The sequence below is a fragment of the Pseudoalteromonas sp. NH0006-26 genome, from assembly GCF_057552415.1.
This window is the reverse complement of the sequence record NZ_BAAJMJ010000003.1, coordinates 69,710-83,624: the sequence shown is the minus strand read 5'-3', so window position 1 is coordinate 83,624 and position 13,915 is coordinate 69,710. Positions and strand designations below refer to the sequence as shown.

Annotated in this window: 14 protein-coding genes; 3 read left to right on the top strand and 11 right to left on the bottom strand. The window is 39.4% G+C overall.

Translation table 11 applies throughout. The features are described 5' to 3' along the window. Nucleotides 1–29 precede the first annotated feature (29 nt). Complete coding sequence (locus AC27JR_RS05375) at nt 30–695, bottom strand: HAD-IA family hydrolase (RefSeq protein WP_076918873.1); 666 nt, start codon at nt 693–695, stop codon at nt 30–32. Then, a complete protein-coding gene (gene rpe, locus AC27JR_RS05370) occupies nt 695–1,378 on the bottom strand; it encodes a ribulose-phosphate 3-epimerase (protein WP_487172997.1) in 684 nt (227 codons plus the stop codon). Before rpe ends, AC27JR_RS05375 begins: the two co-directional genes overlap by 1 nt. 274 nt (nt 1,379–1,652) lie before the next feature. On the opposite strand from rpe, the gene AC27JR_RS05365 reads away from it, so the two are divergent. Continuing rightward, nucleotides 1,653–1,952: a hypothetical protein gene (locus AC27JR_RS05365; RefSeq protein ID WP_131690395.1), complete on the top strand. Its 300-nt coding sequence runs from the start codon at nt 1,653–1,655 to the stop codon at nt 1,950–1,952. A 3-nt stretch (nt 1,953–1,955) separates the two neighbouring features. Continuing rightward, a complete protein-coding gene (locus AC27JR_RS05360) occupies nt 1,956–2,141 on the top strand; it encodes a DUF2970 domain-containing protein (RefSeq protein WP_076918870.1) in 186 nt (61 codons plus the stop codon). Here the strand turns inward: AC27JR_RS05360 and AC27JR_RS05355 are convergent. From AC27JR_RS05355 to AC27JR_RS05315, 9 genes are all read right to left on the bottom strand, one after another. After that, a complete protein-coding gene (locus tag AC27JR_RS05355; RefSeq protein ID WP_008466248.1) occupies nt 2,104–2,955 on the bottom strand; it encodes a Dam family site-specific DNA-(adenine-N6)-methyltransferase in 852 nt (283 codons plus the stop codon). The genes AC27JR_RS05360 and AC27JR_RS05355 overlap by 38 nt on opposite strands. Before the next feature lie 53 nt (nt 2,956–3,008). Continuing rightward, on the bottom strand, nt 3,009–4,325 hold the full coding sequence (locus tag AC27JR_RS05350; RefSeq protein ID WP_487172996.1) for an AAA family ATPase: 1,317 nt from the start codon (nt 4,323–4,325) through the stop codon (nt 3,009–3,011). Beyond that, a complete protein-coding gene (gene aroB, locus AC27JR_RS05345; protein ID WP_487172995.1) occupies nt 4,326–5,396 on the bottom strand; it encodes a 3-dehydroquinate synthase in 1,071 nt (356 codons plus the stop codon). Nucleotides 5,397–5,425: 29 nt separating this feature from the next. Then, complete coding sequence (gene aroK, locus AC27JR_RS05340; RefSeq protein WP_008466255.1) at nt 5,426–5,944, bottom strand: shikimate kinase AroK; 519 nt, start codon at nt 5,942–5,944, stop codon at nt 5,426–5,428. A gap of 496 nt (nt 5,945–6,440) precedes the next feature. Next, nucleotides 6,441–8,531: a type IV pilus secretin PilQ gene (locus AC27JR_RS05335; protein WP_487172994.1), complete on the bottom strand. Its 2,091-nt coding sequence runs from the start codon at nt 8,529–8,531 to the stop codon at nt 6,441–6,443. Further along, the gene (locus tag AC27JR_RS05330; protein ID WP_487173183.1) at nt 8,518–9,054 is read right to left on the bottom strand and encodes a pilus assembly protein PilP; all 537 of its coding nucleotides are present in this window, start codon (nt 9,052–9,054) and stop codon (nt 8,518–8,520) included. Before AC27JR_RS05330 ends, AC27JR_RS05335 begins: the two co-directional genes overlap by 14 nt. Next, a complete protein-coding gene (locus tag AC27JR_RS05325; RefSeq protein ID WP_076918865.1) occupies nt 9,054–9,656 on the bottom strand; it encodes a type IV pilus inner membrane component PilO in 603 nt (200 codons plus the stop codon). Before AC27JR_RS05325 ends, AC27JR_RS05330 begins: the two co-directional genes overlap by 1 nt. After that, nucleotides 9,646–10,218 carry a PilN domain-containing protein gene (locus tag AC27JR_RS05320; protein ID WP_008466262.1) on the bottom strand — a complete coding sequence of 191 codons (573 nt, stop codon included), beginning with the start codon at nt 10,216–10,218 and terminating at the stop codon, nt 9,646–9,648. The genes AC27JR_RS05325 and AC27JR_RS05320 overlap by 11 nt, the downstream gene beginning before the upstream one ends. After that, the gene (locus AC27JR_RS05315; protein ID WP_076918864.1) at nt 10,206–11,285 is read right to left on the bottom strand and encodes a pilus assembly protein PilM; all 1,080 of its coding nucleotides are present in this window, start codon (nt 11,283–11,285) and stop codon (nt 10,206–10,208) included. The genes AC27JR_RS05320 and AC27JR_RS05315 overlap by 13 nt, the downstream gene beginning before the upstream one ends. Nucleotides 11,286–11,416: 131 nt before the next feature. Between AC27JR_RS05315 and AC27JR_RS05310 the strand changes: the two genes are divergently transcribed. Continuing rightward, complete coding sequence (locus AC27JR_RS05310; protein WP_487172993.1) at nt 11,417–13,891, top strand: penicillin-binding protein 1A; 2,475 nt, start codon at nt 11,417–11,419, stop codon at nt 13,889–13,891. The last annotated feature ends 24 nt before the right edge of the window (nt 13,892–13,915 follow it).

Genomic DNA, 13,915 nt, shown 5'->3' with positions numbered 1-13,915 from the left:
TTCCTTTATTTTTACTTAATTAAAAATGCTTAACGCTGCGTTAGTGTCGGTATTATAGCTAAGAAGTTATCGCATAGGTACTGCGGATTATAATCCCCTAGCTGATCTCCTTGATGATACCCGTATGTAAGGGCTATCACATCAATATTAGCGGCTTGAGCTGCGAGTATGTCACTCTTTGAATCACCAATCATAATCGCTTTATCAGGCGAAATATTTAATGCATCGCAAGCAAATAATAGCGGCTCAGGTGACGGTTTTTTTGCCATGTCGTCGCCACACACTATTACCTCAAAATGACTGCGAATAGCGAGCTTATCCAAAAGCATTTCAGTAAAGCGGCGTGCTTTATTAGTAATAAGTGCTTTAGGCATACCACTGAGAGCAGCAAGACCCGTTTCAACATGCTGATATAACACGCTGTACTCACCGACCTGCTCACTGTAATGTTGATAAAACAGGTTGATAGCTCGTTCGCTTAATACTTCGTCAAGGTGCTCACTAATTTGCATATCGCCGCAAAGAGCTCTTTTAACTAACACCTCAATACCATTACCTACCCAGCTTTCAACTAATCGCTGACTGACTATGGGAAACGCTAAATCGCTTAGCGTTAGATTTAAGGCCATATATAAGTCATACACGCTATCAACTAGCGTGCCATCTAGGTCAAATAGTGCCGCATCATATTTCATTATTTAATACTTTCTAATTGTTGGCGCATTTCATCAATTACGCTTTTATAGTCAGGCTGATTAAAAATAGCAGAGCCTGCAACAAACATATCAGCGCCCGCCTCAGCCGCAGCTGCTATATTCTCTACCTTAATACCGCCATCAACTTCTAAACGAATATCACGCCCAGAATCAATAATGCGTTGCTTTGCCTCTCGCAGTTTCTCAAGTGTTTGTGGAATAAAGCTTTGCCCACCAAACCCAGGATTCACCGACATTAATAAAATAACGTCTATTTTATCCATTACGTGATCGAGGTAACTTAAACTCGTTGCAGGGTTAAAAACTAGACCTGCCTGGCAGCCTTGATATTTTATCAACTGCAAAGTACGGTCAATATGCTCACTGGCTTCTGGATGAAAGGTAATAATTGACGCACCCGCCTCGGCAAATTGTGGGATTAAACTATCTACCGGTTTTACCATTAGGTGAACATCAATCGGGGCTTTAATACCGTAGTCGCGAAGTGCTTTACACACCATTGGACCTATTGTTAAGTTAGGTACGTAATGGTTATCCATTACATCAAAATGGACAACATCAGCCCCTGCAGCTAAAACTTTGTCGACATCTTCGCCAAGGCGTGCAAAATCTGCAGATAAAATTGAGGGCGCTATTAAGTATTTTTGTTCACAATTTAGCATTGCTAATCCATTAATGAAGAATTTATGGCGTTAATGTAACTTAATTAACGATGTTACCCAAGTAGCGCCTTTAAAAATAGCGCTATATTAGCAACGCTAGTCACTAACTTTTATTTACCGTAACAACAACTAATTGCGCGAACTAAGAAAAATAAAATACGCTTATAAACAAATTCCGAGATATGATTAGCTATAAATATAGCTAAAAATAAAGTGTATTATTTAAGCAGGTTTTGTTATGCTGCGCGCAGAACTAAATTATTAGGTTTATATTATGCGTGCTTTTAAAATTGGATTATTAATCACGTCGGTAAGTGTCATTATTGGAGCGGCGTCGCTTTCTTCAAATACTGAGCAAGAATTAAGCTCAGCCAACACTTGTCTTCATAAAGAACAAACTAGCGCTATTAATCATAGCGTGAACCGTTGTATTCAAATTGAAGAAGATTCCTCTTGGGCTTCTTGGTTAACCGGCGATAGCCGCAGTGCTCAGTTTCATTACCTAGATTTGCTAGAGTTATTAACGGGTACTGATGACAAGCACAAACCCTCTTCTATAAAACCATTATTTTAATTAATGCAGCATTTTTTTAGCGCTTTACAAAGTGTACTAGCTGCATTTTTTGGTGTGCAATCTGAAGATAAACGTCAAACAGACTTTAAACACCACTCTCCTATCACATTAATAGCCATTGCCGTGGTACTTTTTGTATTATTTGTGCTGGCTATTTATGCAACCGTGACTTCGGTGCTAAGTACATAGCCATTAGCTCATCTACTTTATTTCGTGAACCGCCTTTTGGACTGATCGTGCGCTTAACCTGAATTTTATCCAAAGAAGCTTGACTGTAAATTTTGCGTGTCCATACCGTATCGTGATTTGAAATAAGGACTGGCGTGTTATTCTCAAATGCCGCTTGTTCAGCCAAATTAGCTAAATTAGCCTGATCGTCTAAGTTAAATCCGCCTTTAGCATACGAGGTAAACGATGCTGTTTTACTTAATGGCACATAAGGAGGATCGCAATATATCACCGCATTTTTAGGCACCAGTTTAAACACATCATCGTAGCCTAGGCAGGTAAATGTAGCCTGTTGCGCTTTGCTAGCAAAAAAGTACATTTCTTTTTCAGGAAAATAAGGCTTTTTATATTTACCAAAAGGCACATTAAAAATGCCCTTTAAGTTATAGCGGCATAACCCGTTATAACCATGACGGTTCATATATAAAAATAAGATGGCTCGTTCATATACATCGCTACTTTGATTAAACTGCACACGATAATCATAATATGCATCTGAGTGGTTGTTTAAATCAACAAACAATTTTTTGGCATCACTAATAAACTCATCAGGCGAACGCTTGAGCTCTTTATATAAATTGATTAAATCAGCATTAATATCGTTAAGTACATAGTGTTTAAAATTGCTGTTTAAAAACACTGAGCCCGCACCAACAAAAGGTTCAACCAAGGTATCAGCATTCTTACTTGCTTGATTTAGTCGCGCGTTAATATCTTCAACGAGGCTGTATTTTCCGCCAGCCCATTTAAGGAAGGCTCTACTCTTTTGCTGCATTGGCTCTTTACTTCAATTCGGTGTTGCGCGATTTTACACTAAAGTTACTGAGTTTACTGATCAACTCGTGCAATTTCTTGTTTTATTTTACTAATTTTTTTATAGAAAGGTTTATTTTTTCTAACCTCAGCAGGAAGTGCTTGCAGTGCTTGTTTTGCTTCATTTAAGTTAGCAAAGCTGCCTGTAGTTACCACCCACCACATTTTACCATTTCGTTTAGTTTGGTAGGTATCAGCGATATTTTCTAGCTTATGTTTAACAATAAACTCATTACCTACCTGCTGCTGAGTTACCGCTAAGAGCTGAATAACAAAATTATCTTCAGGTTGTTGTAAGTACCAATTACTGGGTATTTTTACTATTGGGTTTTGCGACTTTGTTTGTTCAGGTTTAGTAATAGGTTTTTCTTCAACGGGTTTTGATGCCGGCTTTTCCTGTTCAACAACGCTCGTTGCTTGCGTTAAGCTGCCGACTATCGCTGGAACATTATTAATGGTGTTGTCTTGAGTGGGCTTTTGAATGACAGCTGCTGGCGGCTCAATAGTTTTAGGCGCTATGAACTGCTGTGGTTTATTTTCAATTGCTTGTTCAGTTGTAATAGCGGTTGATAGCACTTGCTCATCAATTTGGCGATTGGCACTTTCCCACCACTGGGTCATATCAGCTTTGTACACAAGACCAATGATCAACAACATAATTATTAGTAATAGTGTTAGCAGCTGTAAGCGCCAAGAAACCTTATCTTTAACTACAATATCAGCAACCTGCTCGCTAGGCTGCCAGGCTAATAACAAACTCGGATTACCTTGAGCTTCAACTAAAAAGGTTTGAAAGACAGGATCTTCATCATAAGGTAAGCTCGTAAAATACCATCCCATGAGCTGCTTACTTTCAACTATATTTAATGGCTCTAAATGAATATTAACTGCATCTTTGAATGCTAATTTAGACTGTGATGCAATCATAACATACAACACATTAGGCGCATTTTTTGATAACAGCTCAAGCTCTGCAATGAGTTCTTCAGATAGGTGCCTACCGCCATCAATCACCCATAAACACGCGCCACATTGTTGTTGTTGCGCTAATTGATAATAGTTTTGCGATAAGCTTAGATTGTGGTCAATTAAAGGGGCATTAAAGCTTTGTTCTAATAACTGAGTCATTAATTGCACATCAGTCATCTGTGCACCAACTTGCACAAACGCTTTATTAAAATCGTTATATTTATCAGTAATGAAGGTTTCAAGCAAATAGCTTTTACCTAGACCAGAGGTACCCAATAAAACAATTAGGTTTTGACCATATTCAAATTGCAATGCGATTCTATCCACCAAAGCCGCACGGCTTGGTAAAATTTGTGACTGCATTTATTGCTCGATCAATGCTCTAACTTGATCATCAGATACATTATCAACTAATGCACACTGACCAAATTCGGTGGGTAAAATAAATCGGATAGTCCCCTTTTTATTCTTTTTATCTTTGCGCATATGCAGTAAAAATTGTTCACTGGTCATATTGCTAGGGATTTCGATTGGTAATTTATACGCTGCTATTAGTGTGGTAATACGCTCTACATCTTGCAGTGTTAAGTCGTTACGAGTATGAGCAAGTTTGGCAGCAAGCACCATACCTGTAGCTACGGCTTCACCATGCAGCCACACCCCATAACCCATTTGTGCTTCTATAGCATGGGCAAACGTGTGCCCTAAATTCAATAGCGCACGCAGGCCCTGCTCTTTCTCATCTTGTGCAACGATGAGCGCTTTAATTTCACAGCATCTGAAAATAACATGCTGTAAACAGGCTTCATCTAACTGTTGTAATTGAATGATATTTTGCTCTAAATAAGCAAACAACTCAGTATCGTAAATGAGGCCGTACTTAATAACTTCAGCCATGCCAGCAGCAAATTCACGGGTAGGTAAAGTATGTAACGAACGCGTATCTATAAACACAGCTTGGGGTTGGTAAAAAGCCCCTATCATATTTTTACCCAGCGGGTGATTAACTGCTGTTTTACCACCCACTGAAGAATCAACTTGAGATAATAAAGTGGTTGGTATTTGGATAAAAGGCACACCACGCTGATAACAAGCAGCAACAAAACCAGTTAAATCACCAACTACGCCACCACCTAATGCAATTAAACAGGTGTCACGTCCGCAGTTATTTTCAAGTAAGAATGCTGATATTTTTTCAAACCAAGTGAGTGATTTATATTGCTCACCATCTGGAATAATAAAATGAAGTGGATTTTGCTGTGCTAATGAATTAAGCAACTGCTGAAGATAGAGCGGTGCAATAGTGTCATTAGTAATGATGATAGGCCGACAATCACCAATATGGTGTATTAGACGGCCTGTATCTTGAAGTGCAGATTGACCAATATAAATAGGATAACTTCGCTCGTCTAAATTAACAGTTAATTCAAGCATGCTGGGTTAGTCCTTTTTAATACTGGCTTTTAAAAATCCAATTTCTCGATTATTTGGTTAGCAACAACTTTCGCGCTCTGCTCATCAGTGCGTACAACAAAATCAGCTACTTCTTTATATAATGGTTCACGCTCTTCTGCTAAGCGCTCAAGTACATCACGAGGTGCTTCTTCTGTTTGCAGTAATGGGCGACGCTTGTCGCGTTGCGTACGTGCAACTTGCTTTTCAATCGGTGTCTCTAGGTATACTACAATACCGCGAGCCGAAAGCTTGTTTCGAACTTCTTTACTCATTACTGAGCCACCACCCGTAGCAAGAACAATACCTTGCATCTCGGTTAAGTCGCCAATAACAGATTCTTCACGAAGTCTAAAGCCTTCTTCACCTTCAAGATCGAATACCCAGGCAATATCTGCGCCCGTGCGACGTTCGATTTCTTGATCAGAATCAACAAATTCAAGGTGTAATTGGTCAGCGATGTGACGACCAATCGTGCTTTTGCCAGCCCCCATGGGGCCAACTAGAAATATATTACGTTTCTCAGCCATATCTTTTAGTACAAACGAACTCTAAAATTTGAAATAAAACCCCGCCTAACGACCTGGCCCCAAAATTAAGAAAGGGATTATCTCAGTAATCGGTCGGGTATTTCAAGTCAATTAGGATAAAAAGCCATATAACGAGCAATTAAACTAAATAATTACCCATTGGTTAACAAAAAAACACCTTATTATAGGCAAGTTTATCTTCTAGGGTTAAAATTTATGCAACTTAAGGTTACTACGTGTTACTTCGTAAACGCTTTTGTATGGTAATTTTCACAAAAAACTCAGTTACAAACAACATAAACGCAGCCTTAAAATGCATCCGCAGTACAGTACATAAAAAACTATATACTGCCTAATTGTACATTTACAGGGAGTGTTCACACCAAGATAACTAAATGACATGCCAATACCGTCTGGTTTGTTGTGCAACCTAGATAGTTTGAATAACCTGAGCCCTGAATAGTAATCTATCTCAAGCAGAGCTCAGGTTAGGTAATTAGTCTATTTGGATTTTAGGTGTGACAAAAATCAGCAGTTCGCGCTTTTCATTAAACTCGCTTGTGCTTTTAAATAGTCTTCCTACATAAGGAAGGTCGCCCAATAAAGGTACTTTTTTGGTCGAATTAATAATTTGCTGTTGGAAAATACCACCCAACACTACCGTTTGTCCATTCTCAACGAGAACTTGAGTCTCAATTTGTTGCGTATCAATGGCAACTGCAGGGCCAGTTCCTGTTTGAACGGTATCTCCACGGGTATCTTGAGTAATTATTAAGTTTAAAATAACTTTGTTGTCTGGCGTGATGTGAGGTGTCACTTCTAGACTCAACACTGCTTTTTTAAAGCTCACGGTTGTTGCACCACTTGAAGCAGATTCCACATAGGGGATCTCAGTACCTTGCTCTATACGCGCTTTTTGCTGGTTGGCAGCAGTGATACGCGGACTCGCAATAATTTCACCCTTATTTTCTTCTTCGAGCGCAGTTAACTCTAAATCAATCAATGTTCCATTTGCTAGTTTGGCTATATGCATACCAATACTTGCCGATGGATTCGCTACCGGTAAATTAACGTTAAGTCGATCTGAAAGGCTAGGAATAATGCCGTTAGAAATCGTTTCAGCCCCTTCTAAGGTACCCGAAATACCATCAGAACCTTGTTGATCACTGAACCCCCAACGAACCCCTAAGTCTTCTGTTACGTTGTCACGCACGGTTACCATTCGCGCTTCAATGACCACTTGTTTGACTGGGATGTCTAAGGTTTCGACCATTCGGCGAACACTTTCAATACTTTTTGCAGTGTCTTTCATTAATAACGTATTGGTACGTTGATCAACAGAAACACTACCTCGAGCTGTAATAATGCTATTGGTGTCTGTTTTTAATAAGTCGGCAAAATCTTCTGCTTTTGCGTAATTTAAACGGATATATTCACTGTAGAGTGGCTCTAAATCCTCAACTTGTTGCTTAGCTTTTAACTCTTTCGCTTCACGGGCAGCAAGTTCTTCAGATGGCGCTACCATTAAAATAGAGCCATCCATACGTTTGTCTAAGCCTTTTATTCTTAGCACTACGTCTAACGCTTGGTCCCATGGAACGCCATCTAAACGAAGGGTAATGTTACCTGTTACAGAGTCACTGGTTACCAAGTTAAAGTCATTGTAGCCTGCAATAATCTGCAACACGGAGCGAACAGGGATGTCTTGAAAGTTAAGCGTCATAGGGCGACCTAAGTATTCTTTCCCCCCATCTAAGAATGCATTTTGAGTCTCATCTTTCTCAACCGTTAAGGTAAAAATATTTTCAATTTGCTGATACGTGTAAGCAAAAGCAGTATTAGGTTCAATCACAATACGTGTAAGGTTATCTTCCTTAAATGTTTCAATACTGCTCACGACAGTACCAAAATCAAGAACATCTAATTCATACAATAAGTCATCTAAAATATCGGTATGATGAAACTCTGCAATTATCTTCCCACCACTTTCATGAACCTCAATAGCCGCCTGAGTATCTTGCAGATAAACAAGCACTTTAGCCTCACCTTTTTCACCACGGCGAAAATCAATAGCTTGAATGCCATTAATATAACTAGAGGTATAAGCAGGTTCATCTTCACTGGTTGTTACTATTTGTTCTGTCAGTGGGTTATCAGATATTCTTATTGAAACTAAGTTGTTGTTAACCTCAGTCTCATAAATTTTTAATCGCTCTAGGTTAATGGTTACCTTTAAACCCGCACTGGTCATCATGCTACTGATGTTACTTATTCCTGCTTGGTTAATCGCAATATTTGCCAACCCTTCATCTAGCTCAACTGCATTAAATAAAAGCTCTATACGTGCCGGACTATTAAAAACTTGTACATCAGGTTGCTGCTGTAATTCTTCATCAAAGACCAGTTGTAACTCGGTTTCACCTTTAAGTAATGGGTTATATCGGACGTCATAGAGTAAAGGGGCTGCACTAACCGTTTTAGTCATGAGTAATAAAAATACAAATAACAAAATCGTTAAAATACGGTGGTGTGAACACTCATCTATGTGCATATAGGAAATACCATTTTTCTTATTAACTTGCGCCATTGGTTGCCGCCTCTAACATTTCTAATTTGGTCAAACGTTCTTTCCAACAACCTGACCCATCAGGGATTAATTCTACTAATTCAATATAGTCACTATTAACACTGCTTACTTTTCCGTCATAGGTGCCCAAATAGCTCCCTATAGATACTCGATGTAAGGTGTTATCAGCAGCTGTAATGAGCGCCCATGTTTTACCGTTCGATCCTATTGTGCCCTTCATTGCTAAATTATCTAATGGGTACTTTTCCAGAGGCTGACGAACACGTTCTGGATCTGGGTGAAGACAGTTTTTAACTTGTGTAAGCTTATTTTGTATAATTTCTGGTTCTGGTGCTACAAAAGGGCTACGTAAATCTTTGGCGTTATATGCAAAGTGTTCAAACTTAACCAACTCAGGTATGTTTTCGACACGTGCAGTGGTGTTTGCCTTAACCTGGTCAATAAATTCTTTTTGCTCAGATGTATCTTCGTTACAGCCACTGAGCAACAATATTGCGGTAGTTAAAAAGAGAAGTTGCTTCATCATCTCACCCCCTCTTCATAACGATAAGTTTTTGCTACTACACTAAATGTTAGCTGCTTTTCGCCAGATGATAAAATAGAAAAGTCATGTAAACTTACAATTCTTGGCAACTGAGCAACTTTTCCTACAAATTCACCAAACTCATGATAAGTGCCTACCACTTCAATTTTAATGGGTAGCTCGGTATAAAACTCTTTTTCAACTTCTGGTAACCAACCAATTTTTAAAAATGTTAAACCACTGGTTGTACCCACATAAGAAAGATCGTCTAATAATCCTGGCGTCTCGTTTGATGTAGGTAGGCGCTTTAATAGCTGAGAAAATTTGTCTTCCATCTCAATCATTTGTTCACGATAAATATCAAGCTTACTGGCAACTGCATATTTAGTTCGGTAGGTTGTGCGTAATTCTATCTCTTTGGCTACCGCATTGTGGTAGCTGTCAATTTCATCCGACACAAATAAACTATAGCTAAAAAACAAGACTAAACAAGCAATTATAGTAGCACACATTGTTTTTACAATAACTGGCCACTCGCCTATATTATCTAGCTCTATTTCATTCCAATCTATCTCTGTAAACGATTTAAGATTAAGGTTCATTACGCACCTCACCTATTTGGCCAAATGGCTTTACGTAAAATTCCATATTAAAATCGCTGAGCAAACGAGAGGATTGGTCGCCTGCAACAATACCTTGCATAATTGGGCGTTCTAATAGGTAAGAACTTTGCACCTGCCTGAGCATAGTAGATAAGCGGTTGTTAGATTCGCTCTTTCCTAATACATGAATTTGACTGCCCTTGCGCTCAAGCTTGGTCAAATAAACACCAGCAGGTACTATTTTAGCCACTTCATCCATTATTTGCGTACCTAAGTTACGACTGCTTTGTAACTCTTCAATTAATCGCATACGTTGTTGTAGGTTTTCTTTTTTCTTGTCTAAATCACGTATATCGCGGATTTTTTGATCGAGCATTGTAATTTCTGAGCTAAGGTAATTATTTTTTAGCATTTGCCCTTCTTTGAGGCCGCTATAAAATGCACTCAGCGCATACATAGTCACAAAGCAAACAATAACGACTGCCATCAGCAGTGTTATAAATTTCTTTTTAGACTGCTCACGCTGTAATTCACGCCAAGGTAATAGATTTATATGTGGCATGATGAAAAACTCCTCAACGCCAGGCCAGTCGCAATTGCAAATTGAGTGCGGTGACGCTGTATTATATTACGATCAACTCTAGGTGATATTTCTATTTTATCAAATGGTTCTACAACAACCGTATGTATCCCTAATTCTTCAATTAACAGTCTATCAATGCCTTTGATCATGGCTGAGCCGCCCGTCAGTACAATATAATCTAACTGCTCTTTACCTGTTGTGGTTAAAAACATTTGCACAGCACGACGAACTTGCTGTAATAACGAGGTTTGAAAAGGTGCTAACACTTCAAATGTGTAATTAGGCGGTAAATCACCCGTTGTTTTACCAATTTCGGCCTCATCAAAACCTTTATTATAGTAAGCAACAATACTGTTTGTGTATTGGTCGCCGCCAAATACTTGGTCACGGGTATAAATTGTTTCACCTGATTGCACCACACTCACTGATGTGAGCACAGCACCAATATCGACCACTGCCACCGTTTTATCAAACGCATCTGATGGAAGTTGTTGATAATAGACATCCATAGCCCGGCTTAGCGCATAACTTTCAACATCGACAACTTTTGCCGTTAAGTTTGCAGCGCTTAGCGCGCCTACTCTCGCTTCCACACTTTCCGTTCTCGCTGCAGAGAGTAAGACATTAATTTTGCTCGGATCGGCGCTGTTAGTTGAGAGTTTTTCGAAATCAAGACTAACTTCATCTAACGGATAGGGGATCAAGCTGTCGGCTTCAATTTCAATCTGTGACTCTAATTCAGCGTCGCTTAAGGAAACATCCATGAAAATAACTTTGGTAATCACTGTTTGCCCTGAAACAGCAACAGCAGCAAATTTGAGTGACTTTGGTAACTTTCGTTTTAACTTGGTTATCACATTGCCAATTGCTTCAATATCTTGAATGTTACGCTCGCTCATAGCGCCTTTTGGCATAGGTTCAATTGCAAGTGCTTCTAGTCGAAGCCCAGTTTCTGTTTCACTTAAAAGCACGGCCTTGATAGAGTGCGATCCTATATCAATACCCACCATCATAGGCGATGGTTTTTTTATTAATTGACTTAGCATGTTTGCAACTTTGCCTTTGTTTTAATAATAAACAAGTTATAATTTATATCTTAAAAAATATTATTCAATTTTTAATCAATATATACTAGCAGTCTCAACCTGTAATTGGGAGTCCGTTTAGGGAAATATCAGTGATTTTATTAAAAAGAACTTTACAATTTTTGATCATTTGTGCATTACTTGCACTAATTACATTGCTCAGCCTTTATTACTACGTTAAATCCGATATTCCCAGCGTGCAGGTTTTAAAAAACGTGCAATTACAAACGCCTATGCAAGTATTTACCAAAGATGGGCTTCTAATCAACCAATTTGGTGAAAAAAGGCGAATTCCTGTAACTATAGACCAAATTCCTGAGCCTTTGTTACACGCTTTCTTAGCAACTGAAGATAATCGCTTTTATGACCACATTGGTATTGATCCAATTGGTATTGTTCGCTCAGCGCTAGTGCTTATTTCTACCGGTGAAAAAAAGCAGGGTGCCAGTACAATCACAATGCAGTTGGCTCGTAACTTCTTTTTAACGCGAGAAAAAGCCTACATTCGTAAGGTAAAAGAAATATTTATTGCCATCCATATCGAAAATTTACTTTCAAAAGATGAAATCTTTGAACTTTATCTGAATAAAATAGAGCTAGGAAACCGAGCCTTTGGTATTGGTGCAGCTGCTCAGGTTTATTATGGTAAAGAGCTAAAAGAGCTTACTCTTGCACAAATGGCAATGATTGCTGGTTTACCCAAAGCGCCTTCAGCACTTAACCCTATTCGTAATCCAGAGCGAGCCAAGGCCAGAAGAAATGTAGTGTTAGGGCGAATGCTAGATGAAAAATATATTTCTAGAGCGCAGTATAACGAAGCTACGAGCCAGCCAATTACCGCCTATTTCCATGGGGCTGAAATTGACTTATATGCGCCATATATTTCAGAAATGGTACGTGCTGAAATGGTGTCGCGCTACGGTATAGATAAAGCCTATAACTCTGGATTTAAAGTGTATACTTCTGTTGAGTCAAATATTCAACAGGCGGCACAAACGGCTTTGGTTAACAATTTACATGCCTATGATATGCGCCATGGATTTAGAGGGCCTGAAGCCACTTTATGGGATCCACAAACAGAGCCCACACCTTCTGATTCTAAGTTATTAAACATTTTAAAAGAGGCCAATGAACTAGGCCCTCTAAAAGCCGCTGCAGTTTTAAATGTATCAGACAAAAGCGCGGAAGTAATACTTAAAAGCGGCGAACGCACAACATTGACTTGGGATAATCTAAAGTGGGCACGTAAGTTTATCACCCGTTATCGCCAAAGCTTTGCTCCTGAAGCAGCAAGCGATATATTAACGCCTGGCATGCAAATATGGCTGCGTAAAAATGATGACAACAGCTATATTTTGAGTCAAATCCCTGAAGCTGCAAGCGCCATTGTGTCTTTAGACCCACAAGACGGGCGTATAAAAGCCATTGTAGGCGGTTACAGCTTTGAACAAAGCCAATATAACCGTGCAGTGCAAGCTAAACGCCAAGTTGGCTCTAATATTAAGCCATTTATATACTCTGCTGCACTTGAAAAAGGCTACACCTTAGCGTCAATTTTAAATGATGCTCCTATAAATCAATGGGATAAAAGCCAAGGTGTCGCATGGCGACCTAAAAATAGCCCTGCCATTTATAATGGCCCTATTCGCATTCGCCGTGCTTTAGCACAATCAAAAAATGTGATTTCGGTACGTTTATTACGTGGTGTTGGCTTGCAACGTACAGCCGATCATTTACTTAAATTTGGCTTTGCAAATGAAGATATAAATCGCAGTGAATCACTGGCTTTAGGTAGCGCATCTATCACTCCAATAGAGCTAGCTCGTGGTATGAGTACTTTTGCCAATGGCGGCCACTTAATCGAACCTTACTTTATTTCAGAAATTCAAGATGCCATGGGCAACACCTTATTTAAAACTAACCCGACTGTAATTTGTGATGATGAAGCGACAACACCTAGCTCGCTAATGCTAAGTGAGCAAGTAGCACCAAATTGCGCGCCGCAGATTATATCTAAACAAAATGCATTTTTAATTGCCAGTGCTATGAACAGCGCAATTTGGGGGGGTGGTAGCTGGTCTCATAAAACAGGTTGGAGTGGTACAGGATGGCGTGCACAAGCGCTAAAACGTCGCGATCTGTCAGGTAAAACAGGCACCACGAATGACTCTGTAGATACTTGGTTTAGCGGCTTTAATCGCGATGTGATGACCTCTGTTTGGGTTGGCTTTGATAACCCAGGAAATACACTGGGACGTTCAACCTATAATAATAATTTAGCAAGTGGCCAAATATCAGGTGCAGAGTCAGGTGCTAAAACAGCTCAGCCTGCATGGGTTGATTTTATGAGAGTCGCACTTGATGGTAAACCCGCTGCGCCAATTGAACCCCCTGAAGGGTTAGTTTCAATTCGTATCGACCTAGAAACGGGGCTATTAAGTCATAAAAATGATTATACCAGCCGCTTTGAATACTTTGAGAAAGGCACGGCACCTACAAAGTATGTGCTATCACAGCCAAATGATGTATTTGAAGAAAGTACTAAAACCGAAGAAGATCTCTTTTAAATGCTACTTATGCTTAAAAGGCCG

Excerpts from the sequence above, each read along its gene's own strand:
- AC27JR_RS05375 (WP_076918873.1), bottom strand. The coding sequence starts at position 695 with ATGAAATATGATGCGGCACTATTTGACCTAGATGGCACGCTAGTTGAT.
- rpe (WP_487172997.1), bottom strand. The coding sequence starts at position 1,378 with ATGCTAAATTGTGAACAAAAATACTTAATAGCGCCCTCAATTTTATCT.
- AC27JR_RS05365 (WP_131690395.1), top strand. The coding sequence starts at position 1,653 with ATGCGTGCTTTTAAAATTGGATTATTAATCACGTCGGTAAGTGTCATT.
- AC27JR_RS05360 (WP_076918870.1), top strand. The coding sequence starts at position 1,956 with ATGCAGCATTTTTTTAGCGCTTTACAAAGTGTACTAGCTGCATTTTTT.
- AC27JR_RS05355 (WP_008466248.1), bottom strand. The coding sequence starts at position 2,955 with ATGCAGCAAAAGAGTAGAGCCTTCCTTAAATGGGCTGGCGGAAAATAC.
- AC27JR_RS05350 (WP_487172996.1), bottom strand. The coding sequence starts at position 4,325 with ATGCAGTCACAAATTTTACCAAGCCGTGCGGCTTTGGTGGATAGAATC.
- aroB (WP_487172995.1), bottom strand. The coding sequence starts at position 5,396 with ATGCTTGAATTAACTGTTAATTTAGACGAGCGAAGTTATCCTATTTAT.
- aroK (WP_008466255.1), bottom strand. The coding sequence starts at position 5,944 with ATGGCTGAGAAACGTAATATATTTCTAGTTGGCCCCATGGGGGCTGGC.
- AC27JR_RS05335 (WP_487172994.1), bottom strand. The coding sequence starts at position 8,531 with ATGGCGCAAGTTAATAAGAAAAATGGTATTTCCTATATGCACATAGAT.
- AC27JR_RS05330 (WP_487173183.1), bottom strand. The coding sequence starts at position 9,054 with ATGAAGCAACTTCTCTTTTTAACTACCGCAATATTGTTGCTCAGTGGC.
- AC27JR_RS05325 (WP_076918865.1), bottom strand. The coding sequence starts at position 9,656 with ATGAACCTTAATCTTAAATCGTTTACAGAGATAGATTGGAATGAAATA.
- AC27JR_RS05320 (WP_008466262.1), bottom strand. The coding sequence starts at position 10,218 with ATGCCACATATAAATCTATTACCTTGGCGTGAATTACAGCGTGAGCAG.
- AC27JR_RS05315 (WP_076918864.1), bottom strand. The coding sequence starts at position 11,285 with ATGCTAAGTCAATTAATAAAAAAACCATCGCCTATGATGGTGGGTATT.